Source organism: Duganella violaceipulchra (assembly GCF_019166075.1).
Lineage (GTDB): Bacteria > Pseudomonadota > Gammaproteobacteria > Burkholderiales > Burkholderiaceae_D > Rugamonas > Rugamonas violaceipulchra.
In genome coordinates this window covers 377646-402675 of the sequence record NZ_JAHTGR010000003.1, presented here as the reverse complement: position 1 = coordinate 402675, position 25030 = coordinate 377646, and the positions used below count along the sequence as shown (strand labels likewise).

Below are 25030 nucleotides of genomic sequence, written 5' to 3'. Positions count from 1 at the left end.
CGCTCCTCTTGGACGTGGGACTGTTCTCCGGGATTCCTCCCGCACAACCTCAACCACGAACGTAGTGTAACACAGTTATTTGTGCGACGCACAAATTATTTCACTTCTGTAGCTTGGGTGGTCATCGGCGTCGGCTCGCGCAGCGTGCGGTGGCGGCCGACCCGCTCGAATTCGGAGATGACCTGGGCGCCGAACAGCAGCAAGGTGGCGCCGATCTCCAGGCTGAACATGACGATGATGGCGGTGGTCATCGAACCATACACCACGTTCACCTGCGACAAGGTTGAAAAATACCAAACCAGGATGTGGCGCGCCAGTTCCCACAACAGCGCCGCCGTCACGCCGCCGATCAGCGCGTGCGACAGCGACAGGCGGCCCACCGGCATCACCAGGTAGATCGACGTCAGCACCAGCACCTCGCCGCCCAGGCCCAGCAGGTACAGCAGCACGCCGGAGATGCCGTGCAACGACCAGCTGTAGCCAAGGAATTGCACGCTTTCCTCGCCCAGCACCTGCAAGCTGCCCGCCACCAGCGTCACCAGCAACATGCCGACACCCAGCGACAGGATGTAGCAGTAGGGCATGATCGCCGAGATCAGGAAGTGCCGGCGCCGTATCTGGACCCGGTGCTTGAAGATGACGCACATGGCGTTTTCCAGCACCGTGAACGCCAGCGAGCTGAAGAAAATCATGCTGACCACCAGTACGCCGCCCATCAGGTCGCGGTGTTCGAGGAAATGGCCGACCTCGGTCACGATGGGTTTGGCCTGTCCCGGCACCAGCCAGTTCAGATAGCGGCCCAATGTCGCCAGCAACTCGTCCTGCGGGATGAAATGCGACAGCGCGACCACCACCAGCATCACCAGCGGCACGATCGACAGCAGGGAGTAGTAGGCGACCGCGCCCGCCAGCAGCAAGCCTTGATTGGCGCGGAAGCCCTTCAGGCATTGCAGCAGAAAGTCCATCGGATGCGCGCTGACATGCAGCAGCGCCCTGCGGTTAAATAGTCTCATGCGACCATTGTACGCATGGATCAGCGCGAGTTATGTGCGTCTACGTCCAGATAGCGCCAGTTGGTCAGTTCCACCGGATGACGCTGGTAATGCTTCAGCCACGGCTGCTGCAGGTCGGCGGAAATCGGATGCGTCAGCAACACCCATGGCGTGTAGGCGTGGATCAGCTGCGCCATCTCGTCGTACAGCGTGGTGCGTTGCGGCGAATCGCCCATGCTGCGGCTCTGCTCGTAGCGCTGGTTGTAGGCGGGCAGGTTGAAACGGGCGTAGTTGGCGCGGCCGCTGTTGGGACCGTAGAGCAGCTGGTAGAAGTTCTCGCCGTCGGGGAAGTCGGCAACCCAGTTGGTCTCGAACATCATCACCGAGCCCAGGCGCGAGGCTTTGATGATCTCGGTTTTTTTGTCGCTCTTGAAAACCACTTTCAAGCCGATGGCATTCAGGTTCTTGCGCCACAGCTCGTCGCGCAGGCGGCCGACGGTGGACGATTCGCTGTGCATCACCAAGGTCAGCGGCTTGCCGTCGGGCTGGGTGCGGAAGCCGTCGGCGGCCTTGTGGTAGCCGTAGCGGTCCAGCAGCGCGTTGGCCAGCGCGGGATCGTAGGCGACCGGGCTGCGGTAGGCCGGATCGTAGCCCAGCACGTTCGGCGGCAGCGGCGTGGCGGCCGGCAGCGCCAGGCCCTTCTTCATCAAGGCCACGTCCTCGCCGCTGTTGTAGCCCAGCGCGATGGCGCGCCGCAAGGCCAGCTTCTCCTTGCTATAGCCGCCGATCAGCGGGTCGTCCATGTTCATCCACATGTAGTACGTTTGCAGCACGGGGAAGGGCGACAGCACCATGCCCTGCCTGGCCAGCGCCGGTTTCAGGGTCGGCTTGGGGTCGGCGGTCAGCACCATGTCCTTCATCGATTCCGGCAACTGTTCGAGGAAATCGAATTCGCCGTTCAGGAAGCCGAGCACGCGCGACTGGTATTCCTCGACGATCTTGATGTCGATCTGGTCCAGCAGCGGCAGGCGCCGGCCCTGGAACATCGTCGGCCGGAAGTCGCGGTTGGCCAGCAGCGTGATCTGGTCGCTGTGCTTCCAGCGGCCCATCATGAAGGGGCCGGTGCCGACGGGATGGTTGCCGGCCTGCGCGCCGTAAGCCTCCATCACCTCGCGCGCGACCACGGCGGTGGACGGCGTCGCCAGGTAGAACAGGAAGTTGGGGTCGGCGGCGTTGAGCTTGATGCGCAGGGTGAACTTATCCAGCGCCTGCAGGCCGGCGATGTTGCTGTCGTAGCTGAACCTGGTCTTCAGCGCGTCGTCGCCGGCGATCTTGCCCTCCAGCAGAAACAGCCACGGCGATTTCAGCGTCGGATCGTACAGGCGCTTCAGGCTGTAGACGTAGTCCTGCGCGGTCACCTGCCGGTGCACGCCCTTGAAGGCCGGATCGGGCGTGAAGTAGATGTCCTGGCGCAGGTGGAAGGTGTAGCTCAGGCCCTTGTCTTCCACGGTCGGCATGGCGCTCAGCGTGTTCGCTTGCAGTTTGACGGGGCGGGCCAGGTAGTCGTAGCGCAGCAGCGGATCGAACAGGTTTTCCAGCAGGCTGAGGCTGGCGATATCGGATGCCACGGCTGGATCGAGGCCGGTCTCGCCGGTGCTGAGGAAAGCGTGCAGGACTCTGGGCGCAGCCGCGGCAGGAGGCTCGGCAACGGCGAGGCCAGAGGATAACGCCAGCGCCAGCAGGACTGCGGCATAACTTTTGGGCATCAGGTCCATTCCACATCGCATACGTAAAGCGGCAGCTTATAACTTTTTTGACAGGCTTACCCGCTATACTTTGCAAATCACCCACTGCTTTCAGGAAAATTTCTAGATATGTCGCTCAATTACATCTGGTCCGGCTTCTTCCTGGTCGGCTTCGCGGCCGCGCTGGCGCAGTTCCTCCTGACGGGCGACACCGAAATCTTCAAGCGCATCATCGACGGCACCTTCGACTCCGCCAAGGCCGGCGTGATGGACATCGCGCTGCCGCTGGCCGGCGTGATGACGCTGTGGCTGGGCATCATGAACATCGGCGAAAAGGCCGGCGCCATCGACCTGCTGGCGCGGCTGATCGCACCCTTCTTCTCGCGCATCTTTCCCGGCGTGCCGAAGAACCATCCGGCCACCGGCCACATGGTGATGAACTTCTCGGCCAACCTGCTGGGCCTGGACAACGCCGCCACGCCGTTCGGCCTGAAGGCCATGGAAAGCCTGCAAACGCTCAACCCCAGCACGGACGAGCCGACCGACGCGCAGATCATGTTCCTGGTGCTGCACACCTCCGGCCTGACCCTGATCCCGCTGGCGATCATGGCGCAGCGCTCGATCCTGGGCGCGGCCGATCCGTCCGACATCTTCATCCCGTGCATGATCGCGACCTACGTGGCGACCGTGACCGGCATCATCGCGGTCGCCATCCGCCAGCGCATCAACCTGTTCAACGGCGTGGTGCTGAGCTGGCTGGGCGGCATGACGGCCGCCATCGCCGGCATGGTGTTTTACTTCACGCACTTCCTGACCAAGATCGAGATCGAGCTGTTCTCCAAGGTATTCAGCAACCTGGTGCTGATGGTGGTGATCGGCGGCTTCATCATCGGCGCGCTGCGGCGCAAGGTCAACGTCTACGAGGCGTTTATCGAAGGCGCCAAGGGCGGCATCCAGACCTCGATCACCGTGATACCCTACCTGGTCGGCATGCTGGTGGCGATCAGCGTGATCCGCAACGCCGGCGTGTTCGCCTATGTGGTGGACGGCTTCAGCTGGCTGTTCGGCCACCTGGGCATCAACACCGATTTCGTGCCGTCGCTGCCGACCGCGCTGATGAAGCCGCTCAGCGGCAGCGCCGCCAAGGCCATGATGATCGACACCATGCGCACCTATGGCGTGGATTCGTTTGTCGGCCGCCTGGCCTGCGTGTTCAACGGCTCGGCCGACACCACCTTCTACATCGTCGCGCTGTATTTCGGCTCGGTGGGCATACGCAAGACGCGCTACGCGATTTCCTGTGGCCTGATCGCCGACCTGGCCGGCATTATCGCCGCCATCTTCGTCTCCTACGTCTTCTTCCATTGAACAGGGTCGCCATGTTCCGTCGCCTCATCCTCGCCGCGCTGATTTCCGCCGGCACCGTCCACGCCGCCGGCCTGCCGGAGCCGATCAGCGCGCTGCTGCAGGCGGCGCAGATTCCACCGGAAGGCGCCGGCATCGTCGTGATGCGCGGCGACACCACGCTGGTATCGCACAATGCGCAGCAGAGCATGCAGCCGGCGTCCACCATGAAGCTGTTCACCACGATGACGGCGCTGGAACAGTTCGGTCCCGCCTTCCGTGGCCGCACCGAGTTTCGCAGCAGCGCCGAGGTGGTCAACGGCGTGCTGCAAGGCGACCTGATCCTGCGCGGCGGCGGCGATGTCGATCTCAACGAGGACGTGCTGCTGCACATGCTGCAGGCGCTGCGCAACCAGGGCATCCGCAAGATCAAGGGCGACGTGATCCTGGACCGTCAACTGTTCCAGCCGGCGCGGCCGGACGTGGGCCAGCCGCCGTTCGACGAATTCCCGTGGGCCTACTACAACGTCATCCCCGATGCGCTGCTGACCAACACCAATCTGCTGAAAGTGGAAATGCGCTCGACCGGCAACAAGGTGGGGCTGGTGATGATGCCGGAGATGGACAAGGTCAGCATCCGCTCGGACATGAAGCTCAGCGATGCACCGTGCGCGTCGTGGGAGCAGGGCTGGCGTTCGCCGGACGTCTCGCGCAGCGGCGACAAAATTGAAGTGGTGCTGCACGGCAGCTACCCCAAGAACTGCATCAAGTCGACCAGCGTCGATGTGCTGGACCATCACGACTATCTGGAGCGCTTGCTGCGCGCCACCTGGCGCAAGCTGGGTGGCAGCATCGCCGGCGACGTGCGCGAGGCCGACGCGAGCGAGGCCGCACCTGTGTCCGAGTCCACGCCCGCCGACACATCAACGCCAGCCACCCGCCTGCTGGCCGAACACGTTTCCCGCCCGCTGCCGGAAATGCTACGCGATATCAACAAATTCTCCGACAACACCCTGGCCCGTACAGTCTTCCTGATGCTGGGCAGTCTGCAAGCCGACCCCGTGCTGGGCAGCCGCCCTATCGCCCCCGACGGCAGCCAGGCCAGCACGCCGATGCGCGCCGAAAACGCGATCCGCGGCTGGCTGCAAAGCCAGCGCATCGACGCCAACGGCCTGGTCTTCGACAACGGCGCCGGCCTGTCGCGCACCGAGCGCGCCACGCCGGCGCAACTGGCGGGCGTGCTGCAAGCGGGCCTGAAAAGCCTGTGGATGCCCGAGTTCCTGTCCAGCCTGCCGATCGCCGCCACCGACGGCACCATGCGCAAGCGCCTCAAGGACAGCCCTGCGGCCCTGCGCGCCCGCATCAAGACCGGCAGCCTGAAAAGCGTGATCGCCATCGCCGGCTACGTCACCGACGCCAACAACCAGCCCTGCATCGTGGTCGCCATCCTAAACGACGAGCACGTCGCCAACGGCGCCGGCCGCACCGTGCTGGATGGCGTGATCGACTGGGTGTCGCGCACCAAGTGAACCTGTATAGTCCGTCAAGAGTTATCCGTCATACGGATAAAGTCAATATATCCGAATATCAGATATATTGACTTTATCTGAAATTCAGATAAACTTAGTTTATCTGAATAACGGATACTCTCCATGTCAACCGCCCCCGCATCCCAGCTTGTCATCACCCCGCCACAGCTAGGTCAGTTGCTCTTGTCTACGCGCAAGCGTCGCCAACTCACGCAAACCGCCGTGGCGAATCGTCTTGGCTTGAGCCAGAACCGCATTTCACACTTGGAACAGCATCCAGATGAAATCAGCGTCAAGCAGCTGCTCAGTTGGTGTTCAGTAATCGGGCTGGAACTGCGGCTTGGGGAGCGCATCGAGGGCGGGCCGAGCAGCTCTGCTGAGTGGTAATCATGGGCCGTCGCGCGCATCACCAAACACTTCACCTCTGGGCCAATGGGAACTACGTGGGACGCTGGACGGCCAAGGCCTCGGGAGACTCCGAACTGCAATATGACGCAGCCTGGCGCAACTCCACATACGGGCGTCCAGTCTCGCTATCGCTGCCGTTCAATCTTCATAACGAGCCGCTAAAAGGAGACCGCGTCTCCCACTACTTCGATGGACTACTGCCGGACAGCGACACCATACGCAAACGCGTTGCAGTCCGGTTCAAGACCGGCTCCACCGCCGCATTTGATCTTCTCTCGGCCGTTGGCCGGGACTGCGTTGGAGCTTTACAGCTTCTGCCCGAGGGTGTCGAACCGGAAGGACTAGGCCAGGTCGACGGCATAGTGGTTGATGATGAGGCCATCGAGCGGCACCTGCTGGACGTGGTCAATCCAGGCCTTTACGGCGCCATGCCGGATCCCGATGACGATTTCAGAATTTCGCTGGCTGGCGCGCAAGAGAAGGACGCGTTCCTGTGGCGGGATGGAAAATGGCTGAAGCCGCGGGGAGCAACGCCCACAACCCACATCTTCAAGCTCCCCATCGGACTGGTTGGCGGGAGAAAGGCGGACTTCTCCACATCAGTCGACAACGAGTGGCTATGCCTGCGGCTGTTCAAAGAATACGGGTTGCCAACAGCGAATGCGGAGATTGTGACATTCGGCTCACAACGGGTGCTCGTCGTAGAGCGCTTCGACCGGGCACTGTCGCACGACGGAAACCAGCTGTTCCGGCTGGTCCAGGAAGATTTTTGCCAGGCGACGGGAACCTCGCCGCTGATGAAATACGAAAACCAAGGCGGCCCGGGCCTGCAGCAGATATTCAACCTGCTGCAACAGTCGCAACAGGCGGTCGCGGACATGCACACACTCATGGCCACGCAGCTTCTGTTCTGGATGCTGCGTGCACCGGATGGTCACGCCAAGAACTTCAGCATCCAGTTGCTCCCCGGAGAGCAGCGCTTCAAGATGACGCCTATCTACGACGTGATGTCGGCCTACCCTGCCATAGGCAATGGGCCGAACCAGTGGGCAGAGCAGGACATCAAGATGGCTATGGCGCTACTCGGGAAGAACAGGCACTACTTGGCACACAACATCATGCGACGCCACTTCAATAGCACGGCGAAGAAGGTCGGGTACGGCGACAATGCCGAGCCTCTCATCCAGGACTTGATTGCCCGTACACCTAACATTGTGAACAAGGTCCGCGCGGAGTTGCCAGCCGGGTTCTCGGAAAAGGTCGCCGACCGAGTTCTCGGCGGCATTCTCTCCGCAGCGCACTCCCTGGAACAGATGTCGCCGGTCTAATCGAACACTTGCCTGCCTCATAGGCGACGGCAGCCAGCTGCTCTCGTGTGCGCGCTCCGATCTTTAGTCATCCCCCCGGCAATCCTTCCTCCACCAGGTAATCGATAAACGCCCGCACCTTCAACGCCAGGTGCGGGCCGGGCATGTAGACCGCGTGCACAGTGCCGGCATACGGCTCGTCGAAAATCCACTCGGGCAGCACCTGCCGCACGCGCTGTTGCGCCAGCGCCGGGCGGGCCGTGAAATCCGGCACCAGGCCGATGCCGCCGCCCGCCTCCACCACCGCCATCAAGGCCGCGCTGTTGTTGATCGTCAGCCGCGACGGCACGCGGATGCTGGCCGTCTCGCTGCCGCGCCGCAAACTCCACGCATCGCCGAAGCGCGCGTAGCCCAGGTAGCTGCACTGATGCGCCGGCAGCTCATGGGGCGACTGCGGCTCGCCATGCGCGTCCAGGTACTGCTGTGACGCCACCAGCACATAGCTCACCGGCCCCAGCGTTCGCGCCGCCAGTCCCGGCGCCAGTTCGGTCGCGATGCGGATCGCCAGGTCCATGCCTTCCTCGATCAGGTCGATCTTTCTGTCCATCAGCTGCAGTTCGACATTGACCTCCGGATAGCGCGCCAGAAAGCCCGGCAGCTTGGGCGCCAGCCACACCTGTCCCAGCACGATGGGCGCGCTGACGCGGATAGTGCCGTTCGGCCGCGCGCTGTAGCTGCCGGCCAGCGCATGCACTTCGCGCGCCGTGCTCACCATGCGCACGCAGGCGGCGTGCACCTGCTGCCCCAGCTCAGTCAGCGACAGCGAGCGCGTGGTCCGATGCAGCAGCCGTCCGCCCATGTGCGCCTCCAGCCGCGACACGTGGCGACTGACCGCCGACGTGGTCAACTCCAGCTGCCGCGCCGCCGCTGAGAAACCGCCGCTATCGACCACCTGTGCAAAGATGGCCATTTCCTTCAACATTTCTATCACATCGCTCCACCGTTGCAGCTGCATCAACAATGCTTTGCATTGTAAGCGGATTGTGTATTTTTTGTGCAGCACCGATACTAAAAGCACCACAACACGCAGGGAGTCATCATGAAACAACGCACTTTAGGCAGCCAGGGTCTGACGGTATCGGCGCAGGGTTTGGGCTGCATGGGCATGAGCAACACCTACGGGCCGGCCGACCAGACCGAGGCGGTCGCCACGCTGCACCGGGCGCTGGAACTGGGCGTCAACTTCTTCGACACGGCCGAGCAATACGGCCCCTACGACAATGAAGCGCTGCTGGGCCGCGCCTTCACCGGCCGCCGCAGCGAGGTCATCCTCGCCACCAAGTTCGGCTTCGACATCCGCGACGGCAAGACCGTCGGCGTGACCAGCGATCCGGCCCATATCCGCGAGAAGGTGGAAGGCTCGCTGCGCCGATTGAACACCGACTACCTCGACCTGCTGTACCAGCACCGCATCGATCCGCTGGTGCCGATCGAGGATGTGGTGGGCGTGATGGCCGACCTGGTCCGCGAAGGCAAGGTGCGCTACCTGGGCTTGTCCGAGGCGGGCGTGGCCAACATCCGCCGCGCCCATGCGGTGCATCCGATCAGCGTGCTGCAAAGCGAGTATTCGCTGTGGGAGCGCAACCTTGAAGCCGACGTGCTGCCGGCGCTGCGCGAACTGGGCATCGGCCTGGTGGCGTTCAGCCCGCTGGGACGGGGCTTCCTGGCCGGCACCGCCAAGCGCGCGGAAGAGTATCCACCCAGCGATTTCCGCCATCTGGACCCGCGTCTGCAAGGCGAGAACTTCGACCGCAACATGGAGGCGGCCGCCATCGTGCGCGAGCTGGCCGATCACCGCCTGGTCACGCCGGGACAGATCGCACTGGCCTGGGCCATGCACAGGGGCGACGATATCGTCACCATCCCCGGCACGCGCCGTCGCACCTTCCTGGAGCAGAACGTGGCTGCGGCGGAGATCACGCTGGATGAAACCGAGATGGCGGTGCTGAACAACGCGCTGAAACAGGTGTCCGGCCTGCGCTACAGCAAGGAGCGCATGGCGATGGTGGATCGCTGAAATCTAATTGCCTTCAACAGCTGTAGTTGAACGTGAACACTGAACAGTGATCGCTATAGCACTGACGTATATCAAGCAAGAAGTTTAACCAATTTGCAATTAAAGATTGTACTATGAAAATTAATACCTGTAGTTTCTAGTCAAACCAACAGTCAAGAAGTGACGAGGTGCCTATGGCCGCCAATGCATTGAAAACTATAAAGTCCCCGAGTTCGACTAATAGCTTGTTCAGTACGGGAACTAGTACCACAGCTATGATTAGCTCAACTCATACCGAAGAGCTGGTAATCGCGCTGTGCGGCCCAATAGGATCCCCTCTGCACGACGTGGGTGAAGCCGTACGATCTATGCTGCTAGATTCGTTCGGCTACACAGAGTGCACTTACTTGAAACTGAGCGACTTCATCGTAAATCATGCGGCAGGGGTAAGCCTCACAATACCTTCTCCCCATGGATTTCAACGCATCAATGCTCTCATAGAAGCTGGCAACAAACTGAGGGAGAAATACGGAAACGGTGTTCTTGCCGAGCTAGCAATTCATAAAATTCGACTTGATCGCGAGCAACAGAAAACTGCCAACCAGAGTGCTAAATATGCACCGAGGAGGGTGGTTCATATAATTGATTCGATCAAAAACAAAGAGGAACTGGCACTTCTCCGCTTGGTTTATCGCGACATGTTGTACGTCGTGGGGGTCTTTGCTCCGCTACAAACCCGCGAAGCAAACTTGAAGGAGTTTGGCCTCAGCACTGCGCAGATTTACACCTTGGTAGACCGCGACTCTGGCGAAGAGTCAGAGGCGGGACAGACAGTTAGCGATACATTTCCCAATTGCGATTTTTTCCTTCGCACGGGTGATGGCACTGATTCCGAACTGAAAGCCAGAGTAGAAAGGTTTCTTCATTTAGTGCTGGGTACAAAAGTCATCACTCCAACCTTTGCAGAAACCGCCATGTACTCCGCAGCAATGGCGAGCGCAAATTCAGCATGCCTTTCCAGACAGGTCGGCGCATCCGTTACCGATCACGACGGCAATATCCTCAGCATCGGATGGAACGACGTGCCTGCCACCGGCGGGGGCCTTTATGGCCGAAGTGATCACGATCATCGATGCTGGAATATTTCTGGCGGCAAGTGCTTCAACGATGCGGAGAAAGACAAGCTGGCACAGGAGATGGTCGACGCCCTCGCAGAAGTGATCGCCCCCGAACATCTGGAACGCGCTAAGACCATTCTCAGAGGAGCAAGTAAGCTAAAGGGTCTAATTGAATTTTCTCGGGCAATCCATGCAGAAATGCACGCAATTTTAAATGCTGGGAAAACCTCCGGGATGAGAATTGAAGGGGGTAAATTATTCGTCACCACCTATCCTTGCCATTCTTGCGCACGTCACATCGTGGCGGCAGGGATCAGCGAGGTCTACTACATCGAACCATATCGTAAAAGCTTGGCGATCAAGCTGCATGGAGACGCGATCTCTGAGCAGGAAATTGATAAGGACAAAGTACGGATACTAGCGTACGACGGCGTGGCGCCATCCCAGTATTTGGGGCTGTTCCGCGTTCCGCAGAATTCGCGCAAAAAAGATGGAAAACTGATTACAATGGCTCTAAAGGAGTCGTCTCCTCGTCTTGAAAAAAGTATGGAGGCGCTCCCCGCGCTAGAGGGACTTGTCGTAAAATCCCTGCTCGAAAAAAAACTCCTCCCTGAAAGGGGATCACAAAATGACGGACTTTCACCGCTCCCAGGAACAACTGAGTCTTGATCTGGACCCAGCAATACGGCCAGGTGCTGATAAAGCAACAGTTCTGCACACGTCCATGACTAAGGAACTGTCCGTGACGGAGTGCATTGTGGAAACGCAGACTGCTACTCCATCCGCTACCGTGTATCGCTTCCATGACGCAAGATTTTCTGCAATACAAAATAATACGGCACGGCTTTATGCACAAATAATTGAGTCAATTAGACATATCGGTTGAGGATTTTGAGATTCAAGTCAACGCCCGTACCTTAAAGTACGCGGATGTGGTCGCGGCGCACCAGCAAGCGGTCGCCGCAATCGAAGTGCCACCATTCGCTGCTGATGCCGACCCAGCCGGCCTGGAACATGGCGTCGCGCAGCAGCTGGCGGTTGGCGATCTGTGGCGCGGTCAACTCGCCGCGCGCCAGCAGCTTGGCCTCCAGTGCGGGATGCGAACGTTCGGACAAATCATCGAAGCCGGTGCCCATGTCCAGCTCGCGGCCTTGCGCGTCCAGCAAGGTCAGGTCCAGCGCCATGCCGAAGGAATGGATCGAGCCGCGCGCCGGATCGGCGATGTAGCCAAGCAGCTCCGTGCCTTGCAGCGCCAGCCACAGCTGCTCCTGCACGCGCTGCGGTCGCAGGGCGTCCAGCACCAGCACCTTGCAATCGGGCCGCCGTGCTGCCAGCCAGGCCACCACCTTCTCCAGCGCCGCCGCCGCATGGTTGTGCAGCCAGCCGCAATCGAGCGGCGAGTACAAATCGCGGCCGACAAAATTGTCCGGTGTGGCGTAGCGCAGCTCGACGGCGATGCCGTCTATGCTGGCTAGACGCCGGAAGTCGGGATGGCCGGCAATTTCTTCACAGGTGATGGTGAAAGCCATACGGCGCTCCCAACGGATTATTCGGTCGGCACGGTGCCTGGCGCCGGTTGCGGCGGCGGCATCACGGTCGGCGGGATCGCCATCTGCATGACCGGCAGCGGGCTGGTCAGCACATCGAGGATGGCGGCCGATTCCGCATCCGGCACGCCGTCATACAACGACTGCCGATACTTGGACTGGAACACCACCATCACGTTGCGGGTGGCCTGGTCCAGCTCGCCCGTCTGCGACACCGCGTAGCCGTGCTGGGCCAGCTTGCGCTGGAACCATGCCACGTCCGGCAACTGCTCCTGGTACCCCGGCAAGCGCGCCGCCACGCGGCTCGCTTCCGGCCAGGCGACCAGGCCGGCGTCGGCCAGCTGCTTCCACGGAAACATCGGGCCGGGGTCCTGCTTGCGCTGCGGCGCGATATCGTTGTGGCCGAGGATGTTTTCTGGCTTGATGTCGTGGCGCGCGACGATCTGCTTCAACAGCAAAATCAGCTGGTCGATCTGCGCCTGCGGGAACGGCGCGTACACGCGGCCCTGCGGCGTTTCAACAAAGCCCGGATTGACGATCTCGATGCCGATCGACGCCGAATTGAGCTGGTTGTAGATCTTCCAGCTGCTCAGGCCGGCGTGGTTGGCCTGGCGCGACTCGTCCACCAGCGTGTAGAAGAACGGCTGCTCCGTATCGGTCAGCAGGTAGTGCGCGCTGACTTCCTGCTGGGTCAGGATCTTGATCGAACGCGGCAGGTCGCTGACCGTGTAATGGATGATGATGTACTTGATGCGGTCGCTCTGGCTGCGCGCGCTCAGCGTGGTGTCGAGGCGCGGTCCGGCGGGCGGCGCGGTGGCGCAGCCGGCCAGCAGGGCGACGGCGGTGGACAGGGCGGCAAGCGGAAGGATCTTCATCATTGGCGGTCTCGGCAGCGGTTCAATTCCGTGAGTGTAGTGCAATGCGGGCCGCAGCGTGGTGCGACTGTGCTTCTTTTTGCCTCAGCGACAGTTCCGCCGGCAGCGCCACGCGCATCGCCTGCGCGATCAGTGGATGCAGCATGGCGGCCCGGCCGCTCAGCACCAGCGGGCGCGGACCGTAGCGGCCCACCAGCGCCAGCGCGATGCGCGCCAGCTCCTGGCCGGCCTGTTCGAGGATGGCGCGCGCCACCGGATCGGCATCGGCGCTGGCGGCCACGGCCAGGGCGAGGCGGCCGATGGCGCCCCGGTCCTGGCCGTAGATGAACTGGCGCGACAAGGCCCAGTCGCTGCCGCCGACCTGCTCGAACACCGCGCGCGCCATCGGCGATTGCTGCCACGCGCCGGGCTGTTCATCCTCCAGCCGCCAGATGTGGCGCATCGCTTCGCGCGCGATCCAGAAGCCGCCGCCGCCGTCGTCCAGCGTGACGCCGCGTCCGCCGGCGCGGTGGAACGCGCCGTCCTCGGCGATCCAGGCGGCGATGGAGCCGGTGCCGGCGTAGACCAGGTAGCCTTCGCCGGGCGCGAAGCTGTCGAGATAGGCGATCTCCACGTCGTTGCGCAGCGTGACCGCCGGCGGCGCCACTTGCAGCATCTCGGCCAGCCATTGCGCGGGCAGCGTGACCAGGCCGTCAAAGCCGGTCAGGCCGGCGCACACGCCCTGCGGCTTACCCACCGCCAGCACCTGCGTCGCCAGCATCGAGAAGATGCCGCGCACCGCATCGCGGCCGGCGGTGTTGCCCATCTGCGTGGCCGACATGCCGGCCACCGCGCCCTCGGCCACGATCGCACCTGCCGCGTCGGCCAATGCCCAGCGGGTTTGCGTGCCGCCCGCGTCGATGCCCAGTCCCAGCTCGCCCATGTTCGCTCCAATGATAGTCAGCGCATGACGCTGATACGTTCGCTTTCATTGCCCAGGCGGTCGATGGCGCTGACCACCACCGCCTGCGCCGCGCCGGCCGTCGCGTCGTCCGGCAGCAGCAGCACCGGACGCGAGGCCGGCGCCACCGCGAAGCGCCATTCAGAGCCGTAGCGCGACCAGATCGCGTAATGCGCGACCGGCTTACCGGCGCCGGCGGACAGCCTCAGCCCCATGCCATTGCCTTCGCGCCGTACGGCGACGCTCGGCGCCAGCGGCAGCTCCGAACCCAGCCACGGACTGGCCGGGGCCAGCGCGGCCGTCTGGTACGACTGCGCCTTGAGCTGATCGGCGATGCCCTTGCGGTTGTCCATCAACGCGGCGATGCTGAAGTGCAGGTGGCCCTGCACGCCGGCGCGACTGCGCGTCACGCCTATCTGCTTGACGATCTCTTCCGGCGCGAACGCCTTGGCGCTGTTGTCGATGCGGCTGGTGTACAGGCCGGGCCAGACGTGGCGCGCGCGGGTGTTCTGCGCCAGCCAGTAGTCGAGCAGCACGTCGAACGCCTGCGGCGCCTGCGCCACCGGCCAGTACAGCTGCGGCGCCAGGTAGTCGAGCCAGCCGTTGGCCAGCCACAGTTCGGCGTCGGCGTACAGCTTGTCGTACTGGCTGAAGCCGACGATGCCGGCCGGGCGCCGGTCCGGGCGGCCGATGCCGAACGGACTGATGCCGAAGCGCACCCAGCTCTTTTCCCTGTGGATGCCGAGATACATCGCCTCGATCAGCGCATTGACGTTTTGGCGGCGCCAGCCGGCGCGGTCCAGCGTGCCGCCGCCCAGCAGATAGTGCTGCCATGACGGCTGGTCCGGGAACTCCAGCTCCTGCTTCTGGCCGACGCCGGCATCCAGCGCCACGCCTTCCGGGCCGGCCGTGCTGGCGGCCGTGTCGATCGGGTAGGGATAGAAATAGTCGTCGATGTGAACGCCGTCGATATCGTAGCGGCGCACCACGTCCAGCACCACGTCCAGCGTGTGCTGCGAGGCGGCGGCTTCGCCCGGGTCCATCCACAGGTAGCGGCCGTAGGATTTGACCACCTCGGGATGGCTGCTGCCGATATGGTTGCGCGCCAGCGGCGACTTGGCCGTGGCGTGGCGCGCGCGGTAGGGATTGAACCAGGCATGCAGCTCCAGTCCGCGCGCATGCGCCTGCTCGATCCAGAATTGCAGCGGGTCCCACGCGGTGGCGGGCGCGCGGCCCTGTTGGCCGGTCAGGAACTCGGACCACGGCTCCAGCTCGGACGGGTAGATCGCATCCGCGCTCGGCCGCACTTGCAGCACGATGGCGTTCAGGGTCAATGCCTGTGCGCGGTCGAGGATGGCGAGCGCTTCGGCCTGCTGCTTGGCCATGGTCAGGTTGTTGCGGCTGGGCCAATCGATGTTGGCCACGGTCGACACCCACGCCGCGCGGAACTCGCGTGGCGCCGGCGGCGGCATGTTCATGTCGAAAGGCGCCGCCGGCGCAGGGACGCCGGCCGCCGGTGGGCGGGGCGTGGCGCCGGTGGGCGGGACAGGCGCGATCGGTGTGCTGGAACAACCGTCCAGCAGCGCGGCCAGGGCGCCGGCCATGCCGGCGGTCAGCGTCAGCCGCTTCTTTGCATTAAAAACCAAAACCATTCCCCGAATCTGTTGAGCACCGTATTGTAATGCGCTGCGCGATTATTTCTTGCCGAACTCTGCATCGATCCGTACCAGCGCCGTCATGGCGAAGGCGGGCAGGGTCGAAATGCAGGCCCAGATGAAGAAATGTTGATAACCCAGGTGCTGCTGTATCCAGCCGCTGACCATGCCCGGCAACATCATGCCGAGGGCCATGAAGCCTGTGCAGATGGCGTAGTGCGCAGTCTTGTGCTCGCCGTCCGCCACCAGCACCATGTACAGCATGAAGGCGGCGAAGCCGAAGCCGTAGCCGAACTGCTCCACCGCCAGGCAGGCGGAGATCAACACGGTGCTGGTCGGCAGCGCAGTGGCGAGGTAGACGAACACCAGGTCAGGCACGTGCATGATGAACACCATCGGCCACAGACTGCGCTTGAGGCCGAAGCGCGAAATCACTACGCCGCCAGTCAGCCCGCCCAGCACCAGCGCGCACACGCCGACGGTGCCGTAGACCACGCCGAAAGTCTCGGTGCTCAGGCCGAGTCCACCCTGCGCGCGCGGATCGAGCAGGAAGGGCGCCGCCATCTTCAGCAGTTGCGCCTCGCCGAGGCGGTACAGCAGCAGGAAGCCCAGCGTGGCCTTGATGCCCGGCTTCTGGAAGAAACTGTGGTAGGTGCGCAGGAAATCCTTCCACAGCGCGCCGCCGCCGGCATGGCTGCGGTCGGAATCGGGGCGGGGCAGGATCAGCTGGTGATATGCGCTCAAGGCCAGCATCAAGGCCGCCATGACACAGAACACCACCGACCAGGCCCATGCCGGATCGCCGCTGGAGGTGGCCAGCTTGCCGGCCAGGTAGACCAGGCCGCCTTGTCCGGAGATCATCGCCAGCTTGTAGAACGCGCTGCGCACGCCGACGAACGCGGCCTGCTGGTACTGGGTCGGCAGGCCGAGCATGTAGTAGCCGTCGGAGGCGATATCGTGGGTGGCCGAGCTGAACGCCATCAGCCACAGCAAGGCCAGGCTCATGCGGAAGAAATCAGGCAGGTGCAAAGTCAGCGCCACCGAGGCCAGCGCCGCGCCGGTCAGCAATTGCAGCAGGACGATCCAGCACCGCTTGGTGCCGAACAGCTCCACGATGGGCGACCACAGCGGCTTGATCACCCACGGCAAGTACAACCACGCGGTATAAAACGCCAGATCGGTATTGGACACGCCGAGATTCTTGTACATCACCGTCGACAACATCATCACCGCGACGTAAGGCACAGCCTGGCTAAATGAAATACTAGGCACCCAGGCCCAGGCACTGCGTTGTTGCTTCATACCACCTTTCAACCTGGGGTCAAGTCTGACATTCGGACACGAGCTCTGCCGTAGCAGGCCATACGGCAGAGCTCGTGTCCGAATGTCAGACTTGACCCCGATTTTATTGTCACGGCTTCAAGGCACGGCGGACGTTGCCGTCCGATGCATCAAGCAGGTCTTGTGCTTCTTCGATGGAGGTGTTTTTCAGCAGCGCGACGATGGCGACTTTGACCTGGAACTGGCAGCGCTCCAGCACGCCGCGCGCGATGTCGGCTTCGACGCCGGTGGCGTGCATGGTCAGCCGCACCGCGCGCTCGACCAGCTTGGCATTGGTGGCGTGCATGTCCACCATCAGGTTGCCGTAGACCTTGTTCAACCTCACCATCAAGGCGCTCGACAGGGTGTTCAACACGATCTTCTGCGCCGTGCCCGCCTTCAGCCGCGTGCTGCCGGAGATCACTTCCGAGCCGGTGTCGATGGTGATGCCGATGTCGGCGCCCGCCGTCAGCGGCGTGCCGACGTTGTTGGCGATGCCAACCGTCAAAGCGCCCACCGCGCGCGCCGCCTGCATGGCGCCCAGCACATACGGCGTGGTGCCCGACGCGGCCACCAGCAACACCACGTCGTTGTAGACCGGATAGAGCAGGCGCAGGTCGGAAGCGCCCTTGGCGCGATCATCCTCCGCCCCCTCGACCGCCTCGAACATGGCGCCGAGGCCGCCCGCCAGCAGGGCAATGGCGCGCTCGTGCGGCCAGGAGAAGGTAGGGAACAGCTCCACGCTGTCGAGTATGCCCAGCCGCCCCGATGTGCCGGCGCCGACATAAATCAACCGTCCGCCGGCGGCGATGCGCGGCACCATCGCCTGCACGGCGGCGGTGATGCTGGGCTCGGCGGCCTGCACCGCCCGCAGCGCGTGGGTCTGGTCCTCGACCAGCGCCGCCACCAATGCCTCAACCGAATATTGATCCAGCTGCGCGTGCTGCGTACTCGGCGTTTCGGTCTTTAGCATAGGTTGTGCGTTACGTTGCGCGACGCATCTCCGCGACGAAGTCATAGTGATCGCTGTGGCAATACGAATGCGTCAGCTCCATCGCCTCGCCCGATTCCAGATAGGCGATACGGGTAATGTACAGCACCGCCTGCCCCTCGGGCACACCCAATTGCTTGGCCAGCTCGGCCGACGCGTTCATCGCGCGGATGTGCTGCAAGGCGCGCGCCGGCGCCTGGCCTATGCTTTCCAGGTACTGGTAGAGCGAGGCGCCGACCGCGTTCGGGTCGTTGAGCACGGTCTGCGGCAGCACCGATACTTCATACGCCATCACCACATCGTCGGCCAGGCGCAAACGCTCCAGCCGCGCCACCTTGGAATACGGCGACAGGCCCAGGCTCAGTTGCTCTTCCGGCGTCGGCGTCACCACCGCGCGCTTGAGCCAGCGCGAACCGGGAATATGGCCGCGCTGCTGCAATTGCTCGGAAAAACTGGTCAGGTTGGACAGCGGCTGCTCGATGCGCGGCGCAATATAATTGCCCGATCCGCGACGCCGGACTACCAATCCCTGGTCCACCAGCTGGTCGATGGCCTTGCGCGCGGTCACCCGCGACACGTTCAGCAACTCCGACAAGGTCCGTTCGGACGGCAGCGCCTGGTCCACCTGGTAGCGGCCGTTATGCACATCATCGCTTAATTTGCGGGCAATTTGCATGTACAGCGGCGTACTGTCATTGGCATCCGCCTTGAATTCAAAACTGGTCTGGCTCATTCAAATCTCCTCACGCCTCTAGTGTAATAGCGTTACAGAAAACATGTACGCATCGGGACGTTGAAAATAACAATATTTGTACACATAGCATAACGGCAAGCCCGGCGGAATGCGGCTATTTGGCGGATAATGCTGGATCGCCATACCAGCCCGACCACCTGAATTCATGTCCAAGAAGTCCACCGCACCCGCGGCCTGCCCCTGCGGCGGCCCCTCCCTGGCAAGCTGCTGCGGCCCGTATATCGACGGTGCGGCCATCCCGCCGAGCGCCGAAACGCTGATGCGTTCGCGCTATACCGCCTATGTCCAGCGCAACGAGCCCTACCTGTTGGCCACCTGGCACGCCAGCACCCGTCCGGCCGAGCCGATTATCAACAACGAAGAAAAATTGCAGTGGCTGGGACTTGAGGTAAAATCTGCTTTACGTTTACGTCAACGTAAAGCAGGAGACGCCGACCTGACCCAGGATACGGTGGAGTTTGTCGCCCGGTTCAAGACCAATGGCCGGGCCCAGCGTCTGCACGAGATCAGTCATTTTGTCCGCGAGCCGGCCGAAGGCGGGCTGCGCTGGTTTTACGTTGACGGTAGTTTTCCAGAATAAATCATCAGGACGCGGCGGAGACACCGCGCAGTAAAAGGAAAAGCAATGCCGCAGATCGAAAGCAAACTCAATCCCCGCAGCGAGGATTTCAAAGCCAACGTGGCCGCCATGCAGGCCGTCGTCGATGACCTGCGCGACAAGGTCGCCAAGATCGCCCTCGGCGGCGGCGAGGCGGCATCGGCCAAGCACGTCGCCCGCGGCAAACTGCTGCCGCGCGACCGCGTGCAGATGCTGCTCGATCCCGGCACGCCCTTCCTCGAACTGTCGCAGATGGCGGCCTACGGCATGTACCAGGACGCCAACGGCGCCGACGCCGCACCGGCGGCCGGCATCATCACCGGCATCGGCCGCGTGGCCGGCCAGGAGTGCGTGATCGTCTGTAACGACGCCACCGTCAAGGGCGGCACCTACTACCCGATCACGGTCAAGAAGCACCTGCGCGCGCAGGAGATCGCCGACCAGAACAACCTGCCGTGCATCTACCTGGTCGATTCGGGCGGCGCCAACCTGCCCAACCAGGACGACGTCTTCCCGGACCGCGACCACTTCGGCCGCATCTTCTACAACCAGGCCAACCTGTCGGCCAAGGGCATCCCGCAGATCGCCGTGGTGATGGGCTCTTGCACCGCCGGCGGCGCCTACGTGCCGGCGATGAGCGACGAATCGATCATCGTCAAGGAACAGGGCACCATCTTCCTCGGCGGCCCGCCGCTGGTGAAGGCCGCCACCGGTGAAGTCGTCACCGCTGAGGACCTGGGCGGCGGCGACGTCCACACCCGTTTGTCCGGCGTGGCCGACCACCTGGCACAGAACGATCTGCACGCGCTGTCGCTGGCGCGCACGATCGTCTCGAATCTGAACCGCACCAAGCCGCAGCAGGGCGCGTTGCGCGAGGCGGCGGAGCCGAAGTACGCCACCGAAGAACTGTACGGCGTGATCCCGGTCGACACCCGCAAGCCGTTCGACGTGAGAGAGGTCATCGCCCGCATCGTCGACGGCAGCGAGTTCGATGAATTCAAGGCGCGCTACGGCACCACCCTGATCTGCGGCTTCGCCCACATCTTCGGCATGAAGGTCGGCATCATCGCCAACAACGGCATCCTGTTCTCCGAGTCCGCTCTGAAGGGCGCGCACTTCATCGAGCTGTGCGCGCAGCGCAAGATCCCGCTGGTGTTCCTGCAAAATATCACCGGCTTCATGGTCGGCCGCAAATACGAAAACGAAGGCATCGCCCGCAACGGCGCCAAGATGGTGACCGCTGTCGCCACCGCCGCCGTGCCCAAGTTCACCGTCATCATCGGCGGCAGCTTCGGCGCAGGCAACTACGGCATGTGCGGCCGCGCCTTCTCGCCACGCTTCATGTGGATGTGGCCCAATGCCCGCATCTCCGTCATGGGCGGCGACCAGGCGGCGTCGGTGCTGGCCACCGTCAAGCGCGACGGCATCGAAGGCAAGGGCGGCTCGTGGACGGCGGAGGAGGAAGCCGCGTTCAAGCAGCCGATCAAGGACCAGTACGAGCACCAGGGCCACCCTTACTACGCCACCGCGCGCCTGTGGGACGACGGCGTGATCGACCCGGCCGACACCCGCATGGTGCTGGGCCTGGGCCTGTCGGCCGCGCTCAACGCCGAAATCCCGGACACCAAGTTCGGCGTCTTCAGGATGTAAGCGGACGATGACCATGCAGACCCGATACCGTCACCGACTGGCAGCGCTGCTGCTGGCGGCGGCTTGCGCCTCGGCGCAGGCCGGCCCGTTGCCGGTGGTCGAGGCAAGCATGGACGAGCAGGTCATCGCCATCCCCGCAAAAATAGCCGGCGCCGAAATCGGCCTGCAAACCACCATCTACAAACCGCCGGGCGACGGCCCGTTCCCGGTGCTGTTCATGAACCACGGCAAAGCCGCCGGCGACGCCCACCAACAGCAGCGGGCGCGCTACCCGGTCATCAGCCGCGAGTTCGTCAAGCGCGGCTACGCGGTGGTGATCCCGATGCGGCTGGGCTTTGCCGGTTCGGGCGGCACCTACGTCAACTCGCACTGCCGCGCCAAGGAGAATGGCGAAGACCAGGCCTCGTCACTGTACGCGGCGATGGCCTACGTGATGAAGCAGCCATGGGCGGACCTGCAGCACGTGATCCTGGCCGGCCAGTCGCACGGCGGCCTGACGGCGATCGCCGCCGGCAGCCATAACATCAACGGCGTGCAGGGCATCATCAACTTCGCCGGTGGTGTCAACAGCCGCTCACACTGCGACTGGAAGGCCGCGCTGGTGGACGCCTTCAAGGCCTATGGCGCGGTCGGCACCACGCCGAGCATCTGGTTCTACGGCGCCAACGACCAGCACTTCGGCCCCGCGCTGGCGGCCGATATGTACGCGGCCTACACCGCCGGCGGCGGCAAGGCGCAGCTGGTGGCCTACGGACCGTTCAAGCGCGACGCGCACGGCATGAGCTCCAGCCCGGACGGCGTCGCCATCTGGCTGCCGGAGACCACGCGCTTCCTGCAAAGCGTCGGCATGCCGACCGAAATCAAATACACGATCAAGGACTCAAGATGAGCTTTACCACGCTGACCATCAGCCGCGAAGGCAAGGTCGCCACCGTCACGCTGAACCGCCCGGACGTGCGCAACGCCTTCAACGAGACCACTATCGCCGAGATCACGCAAGCCTTTGGCGACCTCGGTGCGGAAGCCGACCTGCGCGCGATCGTGCTGGCGGCGAACGGCCCGGCCTTCTGCGCCGGCGCCGACTTAAACTGGATGAAAAAAATGGCGGGCTACACGCACGCCGAAAACCATGCCGACGCTCTGCAACTGGCGGAGATGCTGCGCACGATCTACCTGTGTCCCAAGCCCGTGGTGGCCAAGGTGCAGGGCGATTGCTACGCCGGCGGCATGGGCCTGGTCTCCGCGTGCGACATCATCGTCGCGGTCGACCAGGCCAATTTCTGCCTGAGCGAAGTGAAGTTGGGACTGATCCCCGCCACCATTTCGCCGTATGTGATCAAGGCCATGGGCGAGAACGCGTCGCGCCGCTACTTCCTGACCGCCGAGCGATTCGGCGCGCAGGAAGCGCTGCGCATCGGCTTCGCGCACGAAGTGGTGGCCGCCGACGCACTCGACGCCAAGGTGGCGGAGATCGTCAAGGCGCTGGTCAACAACAGCCCGAACGCCGTGCAGCAAGCCAAGGTGCTGGTGCGCGACGTGGTTGGGCAAACCGTCAACGATGCTCTGCTGGCCGATACCGCCGAGCGCATCGCCCATATCCGCGCCTCGGAACAGGGCCGCGAAGGCGTGGCCTCGTTCCTGGAGAAGCGCAAACCGTCATGGTTGAATTGAGTTTGGAGCAGTTTTGGAATTGAATAAACAAAGCGACTGGGTCGCGCGCAGCCTGCGCAGCGTATGGCATCCGTGCACCCAGATGCAGCATCATGAAACTGTGCCCCTGATCCCGGTCAAGAGCGGCAAGGGCGCGTGGCTGTACGACCATGAAGGCCGCCGCTACCTGGACGCGATCAGCTCCTGGTGGGTGAACCTGTTCGGCCACGCCAACCCGCGCATCAACGCCGCGCTGAAAAACCAGCTGGACACGCTGGAACACGCGATGCTGGCCGGCTTCACGCACGAACCGGTGATCGAACTGTCGGAAAAACTGTCGGCGCTGACCGGTCATGTGCTCGGTCACAGCTTCTACGCCAGCGATGGCGCCTCGGCGGTGGAAATCGCGCTGAAAATGAGTTTCCACTCCTGGCGCAACAACGGCAAGAGCGACAAGCAGGAATTCGTCTGCCTCAAGGGCAGCTACCACGGCGAGACCATCGGCGCCCTGGCCGTCACCGACGTCGCCCTGTTCAAAGACGCCTACGGCCCGCTGCTGCGCGCCTCGCAGACGGTGATGTCGCCGGACGCCAGGAATGCCGTCGACGGCGAAACCGCCGAAGACATGGCCCGCAAAGCCGCTGCCGACGTCGAGCGCCTGTTCCTCGAACGCGCCGACAAGATCGCCGCCATCATCATCGAACCGCTGGTGCAATGCGCCACCGGCATGGCGATGCACGATCCGCTGTACCTGAAGCTGGTGCGCGAACTGTGCGACCGCCACTCGGTCCACCTGATCCTCGACGAAATCGCCGTCGGCTGCGGCCGCACCGGCACCTTCTTCGCCTGCGAACAGGCCGGCATATGGCCGGACTTCCTGTGCCTGTCCAAGGGCATCAGCGGCGGCTACCTGCCGTTGTCGCTGGTGATGACGCGCGACGAGATCTACCAGTCCTTCTACAGCAACGACGTCACGCGCGGCTTCCTGCACTCGCACTCCTACACCGGCAATCCGCTGGCCTGCCGCGCCGCGCTGGCGACGCTGCAGATCTTCGAGGAAGACAATGTGCTGGCGGCCAACCGCGTGAAGGCCGCGCGCCTGACCGCAGCGCTGCAACCGCTGGCCCAGCACCAGCAGGTGCGCAACTTCCGCCAGCGCGGCATGATCTGGGCTTTCGACGCCATCGACGCCACGCCGGACTTCTCGCGCCGCTTCTTCGCCACCGCGGTGGAGCACGAGCTGCTGATGCGCCCCATCGGCTCCACCGTCTACATGATGCCGCCGTATATCCTCAACGACGAGGAAATCGACGGCCTGGCCGCCAACACGCTGGCCGTGTTCGACCAAGTGATGGCGGGCTGACCATGGAAATGCTGAATCAACTCAAGCAGCAGCTGCAGGCGCTGGCAGAACAGGATCTGATCCGCACGCGCCGCACGGTCGACACGCCCTGCGGTCCGCGCGTGTCGGTGGACGGCCGCGAACTGCTGGCCTTCTGCACCAACGATTACCTCGGCCTGGCCAATCACCGCAGCATCAAACTCGCGCTGCAGGAAGGCGCGGCGATGTATGGCGTCGGCAGCGGCGCGTCGCACCTGATCAGCGGCCACGGTCGCGCCCACGCCATGCTGGAAGAGCGGCTGGTGGAATTCGTCGGCGCCCATCTGGTGTCGCCGCGCGCGCTCACCTTCTGCACCGGCTACATGGCCAACCTGGCCATCATCACCGGCCTGACCGCCGCCGACCGCGACGCCGACATTTTCTCCGAGTCGCTGAACCACGCCTCGCTGATCGACGGCGCCCGCCTGTCGCGCGCCAACGTCAAGGTCTACCCGCATGCCGACCTGGAAGCGCTGGCCCAGCTGCTGGCAGCGTCCAATGCTGCTACCAAGCTGGTAGTGACGGACAGCGTCTTCAGCATGGACGGCGACCTGGCGCCGCTGCCGCAGCTGCTGGCCTTGTGCGAACAATACGGCGCCTGGCTGGTGGTGGACGACGCCCACGGCTTCGGCACCCTGGGCGACAACGGCCACGGCGCGCTGGAACACTTCAAGCTGCGCTCGCCCAACCTGGTCTATATGGGCACGCTGGGCAAGGCGGCCGGCGTCAGCGGCGCTTTCGTCGCCGCGCACGAGACGGTGATCGAAACGCTGATCCAGAAAGCCCGCCCCTACATCTTCACCACCGCCACGCCGCCGGCACTGGCGCACGCGCTGCTGACCAGCCTTGAGCTGCTGGAAGGCGACGAAGGCCGCAACCGCCGCGCACAGCTGCAAGCTTTGGTGGCACAATTGGACGATGGCCTGCGCTTGAAGCGCTGGCGGCGCATGCCCTCGATGACTGCGATCCAGCCCATCCTGATCGGCGATAATGCCGAGACCATGCGCGCCGGCGCGGCCTTGTACGAGCAAGGTCTATGGGTCGGCACCATCCGTCCGCCGACCGTGGCGCCGGGCACCTCGCGCCTGCGCGTGACGCTGTCCGCAGGGCATAGCAGCATGGAAGTCGCGAAACTGATAGCCGCGATCAATGCATTGGAAAGGACTTGAT

22 protein-coding genes are annotated in these 25030 nt (G+C 63.3%); 12 read left to right on the top strand and 10 right to left on the bottom strand.

The genetic code is table 11. The features are described 5' to 3' along the window. Nucleotides 1–95 precede the first annotated feature (95 nt). Nucleotides 96–1013, bottom strand: coding sequence for a YihY/virulence factor BrkB family protein (locus KVP70_RS07780; RefSeq protein WP_217941558.1), 918 nt, complete (start codon nt 1011–1013; stop codon nt 96–98). A 20-nt stretch (nt 1014–1033) separates the two neighbouring features. After that, the gene (locus KVP70_RS07775) at nt 1034–2758 is read right to left on the bottom strand and encodes an ABC transporter substrate-binding protein (protein WP_229224672.1); all 1725 of its coding nucleotides are present in this window, start codon (nt 2756–2758) and stop codon (nt 1034–1036) included. Nucleotides 2759–2866: 108 nt separating this feature from the next. Here KVP70_RS07775 and KVP70_RS07770 point away from each other — a divergent pair, with 108 nt between their 5' ends. The 4 genes from KVP70_RS07770 to KVP70_RS07755 all read left to right on the top strand — a co-directional run bounded on the left by KVP70_RS07770 (nt 2867) and on the right by KVP70_RS07755 (nt 7346). Then, nucleotides 2867–4105, top strand: coding sequence for a nucleoside recognition domain-containing protein (locus KVP70_RS07770; protein ID WP_217941556.1), 1239 nt, complete (start codon nt 2867–2869; stop codon nt 4103–4105). Nucleotides 4106–4116: 11 nt separating this feature from the next. Further along, a complete protein-coding gene (dacB, locus tag KVP70_RS07765) occupies nt 4117–5610 on the top strand; it encodes a D-alanyl-D-alanine carboxypeptidase/D-alanyl-D-alanine endopeptidase (protein ID WP_217941555.1) in 1494 nt (497 codons plus the stop codon). A gap of 123 nt (nt 5611–5733) precedes the next feature. Continuing rightward, entirely contained in the window at nt 5734–5997 is a 264-nt protein-coding gene (locus tag KVP70_RS07760; RefSeq protein WP_217941554.1) for an XRE family transcriptional regulator, read from the top strand. A gap of 2 nt (nt 5998–5999) precedes the next feature. After that, nucleotides 6000–7346 carry a type II toxin-antitoxin system HipA family toxin gene (locus tag KVP70_RS07755; RefSeq protein ID WP_217941553.1) on the top strand — a complete coding sequence of 449 codons (1347 nt, stop codon included), beginning with the start codon at nt 6000–6002 and terminating at the stop codon, nt 7344–7346. Between the two features lie 67 nt (nt 7347–7413). On the opposite strand, the gene KVP70_RS07750 is transcribed toward KVP70_RS07755, so the two are convergent. Further along, a complete protein-coding gene (locus KVP70_RS07750; RefSeq protein WP_229224671.1) occupies nt 7414–8340 on the bottom strand; it encodes a LysR family transcriptional regulator in 927 nt (308 codons plus the stop codon). Nucleotides 8341–8424: 84 nt separating this feature from the next. Between KVP70_RS07750 and KVP70_RS07745 the strand changes: the two genes are divergently transcribed. Both KVP70_RS07745 and KVP70_RS07740 read left to right on the top strand, forming a co-directional pair. After that, nucleotides 8425–9402: an aldo/keto reductase gene (locus KVP70_RS07745; protein WP_217941552.1), complete on the top strand. Its 978-nt coding sequence runs from the start codon at nt 8425–8427 to the stop codon at nt 9400–9402. A gap of 254 nt (nt 9403–9656) precedes the next feature. Further along, on the top strand, nt 9657–11168 hold the full coding sequence (locus tag KVP70_RS07740; protein ID WP_217941713.1) for an anti-phage dCTP deaminase: 1512 nt from the start codon (nt 9657–9659) through the stop codon (nt 11166–11168). A gap of 248 nt (nt 11169–11416) precedes the next feature. Here the strand turns inward: KVP70_RS07740 and KVP70_RS07735 are convergent, their stop codons facing one another. The 7 genes from KVP70_RS07735 to KVP70_RS07705 form a co-directional block, all read right to left on the bottom strand. After that, nucleotides 11417–12028, bottom strand: coding sequence for a M15 family metallopeptidase (locus KVP70_RS07735; protein WP_217941551.1), 612 nt, complete (start codon nt 12026–12028; stop codon nt 11417–11419). A gap of 17 nt (nt 12029–12045) precedes the next feature. Further along, nucleotides 12046–12921: an N-acetylmuramoyl-L-alanine amidase gene (locus tag KVP70_RS07730; protein WP_217941712.1), complete on the bottom strand. Its 876-nt coding sequence runs from the start codon at nt 12919–12921 to the stop codon at nt 12046–12048. A 22-nt stretch (nt 12922–12943) separates the two neighbouring features. Next, nucleotides 12944–13843, bottom strand: coding sequence for an N-acetylglucosamine kinase (locus KVP70_RS07725; RefSeq protein ID WP_217941550.1), 900 nt, complete (start codon nt 13841–13843; stop codon nt 12944–12946). 17 nt (nt 13844–13860) lie between these two features. Then, nucleotides 13861–15513, bottom strand: coding sequence for a glycoside hydrolase family 10-like protein (locus KVP70_RS07720; protein WP_217941549.1), 1653 nt, complete (start codon nt 15511–15513; stop codon nt 13861–13863). Nucleotides 15514–15555: 42 nt separating this feature from the next. Continuing rightward, the gene (locus tag KVP70_RS07715; RefSeq protein WP_229224669.1) at nt 15556–16818 is read right to left on the bottom strand and encodes an MFS transporter; all 1263 of its coding nucleotides are present in this window, start codon (nt 16816–16818) and stop codon (nt 15556–15558) included. Between the two features lie 109 nt (nt 16819–16927). Beyond that, the gene (gene murQ / locus KVP70_RS07710; protein ID WP_217941548.1) at nt 16928–17809 is read right to left on the bottom strand and encodes an N-acetylmuramic acid 6-phosphate etherase; all 882 of its coding nucleotides are present in this window, start codon (nt 17807–17809) and stop codon (nt 16928–16930) included. A 10-nt stretch (nt 17810–17819) separates the two neighbouring features. Then, nucleotides 17820–18560 (bottom strand): GntR family transcriptional regulator, encoded by a 741-nt coding sequence (locus KVP70_RS07705; protein WP_008443158.1) that lies wholly within the window; start codon nt 18558–18560, stop codon nt 17820–17822. Nucleotides 18561–18726: 166 nt separating this feature from the next. On the opposite strand from KVP70_RS07705, the gene KVP70_RS07700 reads away from it, so the two are divergent. Genes KVP70_RS07700 through bioF form a run of 6 tightly spaced genes read left to right on the top strand, consistent with a single transcriptional unit; the run spans nt 18727 to nt 25029 of the window. Then, nucleotides 18727–19161 carry a YchJ family protein gene (locus KVP70_RS07700; RefSeq protein WP_217941547.1) on the top strand — a complete coding sequence of 145 codons (435 nt, stop codon included), beginning with the start codon at nt 18727–18729 and terminating at the stop codon, nt 19159–19161. 45 nt (nt 19162–19206) lie between these two features. Then, nucleotides 19207–20829, top strand: a complete 1623-nt coding sequence (locus tag KVP70_RS07695; protein ID WP_020703867.1) for a carboxyl transferase domain-containing protein — start codon at nt 19207–19209, stop codon at nt 20827–20829. Nucleotides 20830–20842: 13 nt separating this feature from the next. Then, entirely contained in the window at nt 20843–21718 is an 876-nt protein-coding gene (locus tag KVP70_RS07690) for a dienelactone hydrolase family protein (RefSeq protein ID WP_229224668.1), read from the top strand. Next, nucleotides 21715–22500, top strand: a complete 786-nt coding sequence (locus KVP70_RS07685; protein WP_217941545.1) for an enoyl-CoA hydratase/isomerase family protein — start codon at nt 21715–21717, stop codon at nt 22498–22500. The genes KVP70_RS07690 and KVP70_RS07685 overlap by 4 nt, the downstream gene beginning before the upstream one ends. 13 nt (nt 22501–22513) lie before the next feature. Beyond that, entirely contained in the window at nt 22514–23842 is a 1329-nt protein-coding gene (gene bioA / locus KVP70_RS07680) for an adenosylmethionine--8-amino-7-oxononanoate transaminase (RefSeq protein ID WP_217941544.1), read from the top strand. Nucleotides 23843–23844: 2 nt separating this feature from the next. Continuing rightward, a complete protein-coding gene (gene bioF / locus KVP70_RS07675) occupies nt 23845–25029 on the top strand; it encodes an 8-amino-7-oxononanoate synthase (RefSeq protein ID WP_217941543.1) in 1185 nt (394 codons plus the stop codon). Nucleotide 25030 lies beyond the last annotated feature (1 nt).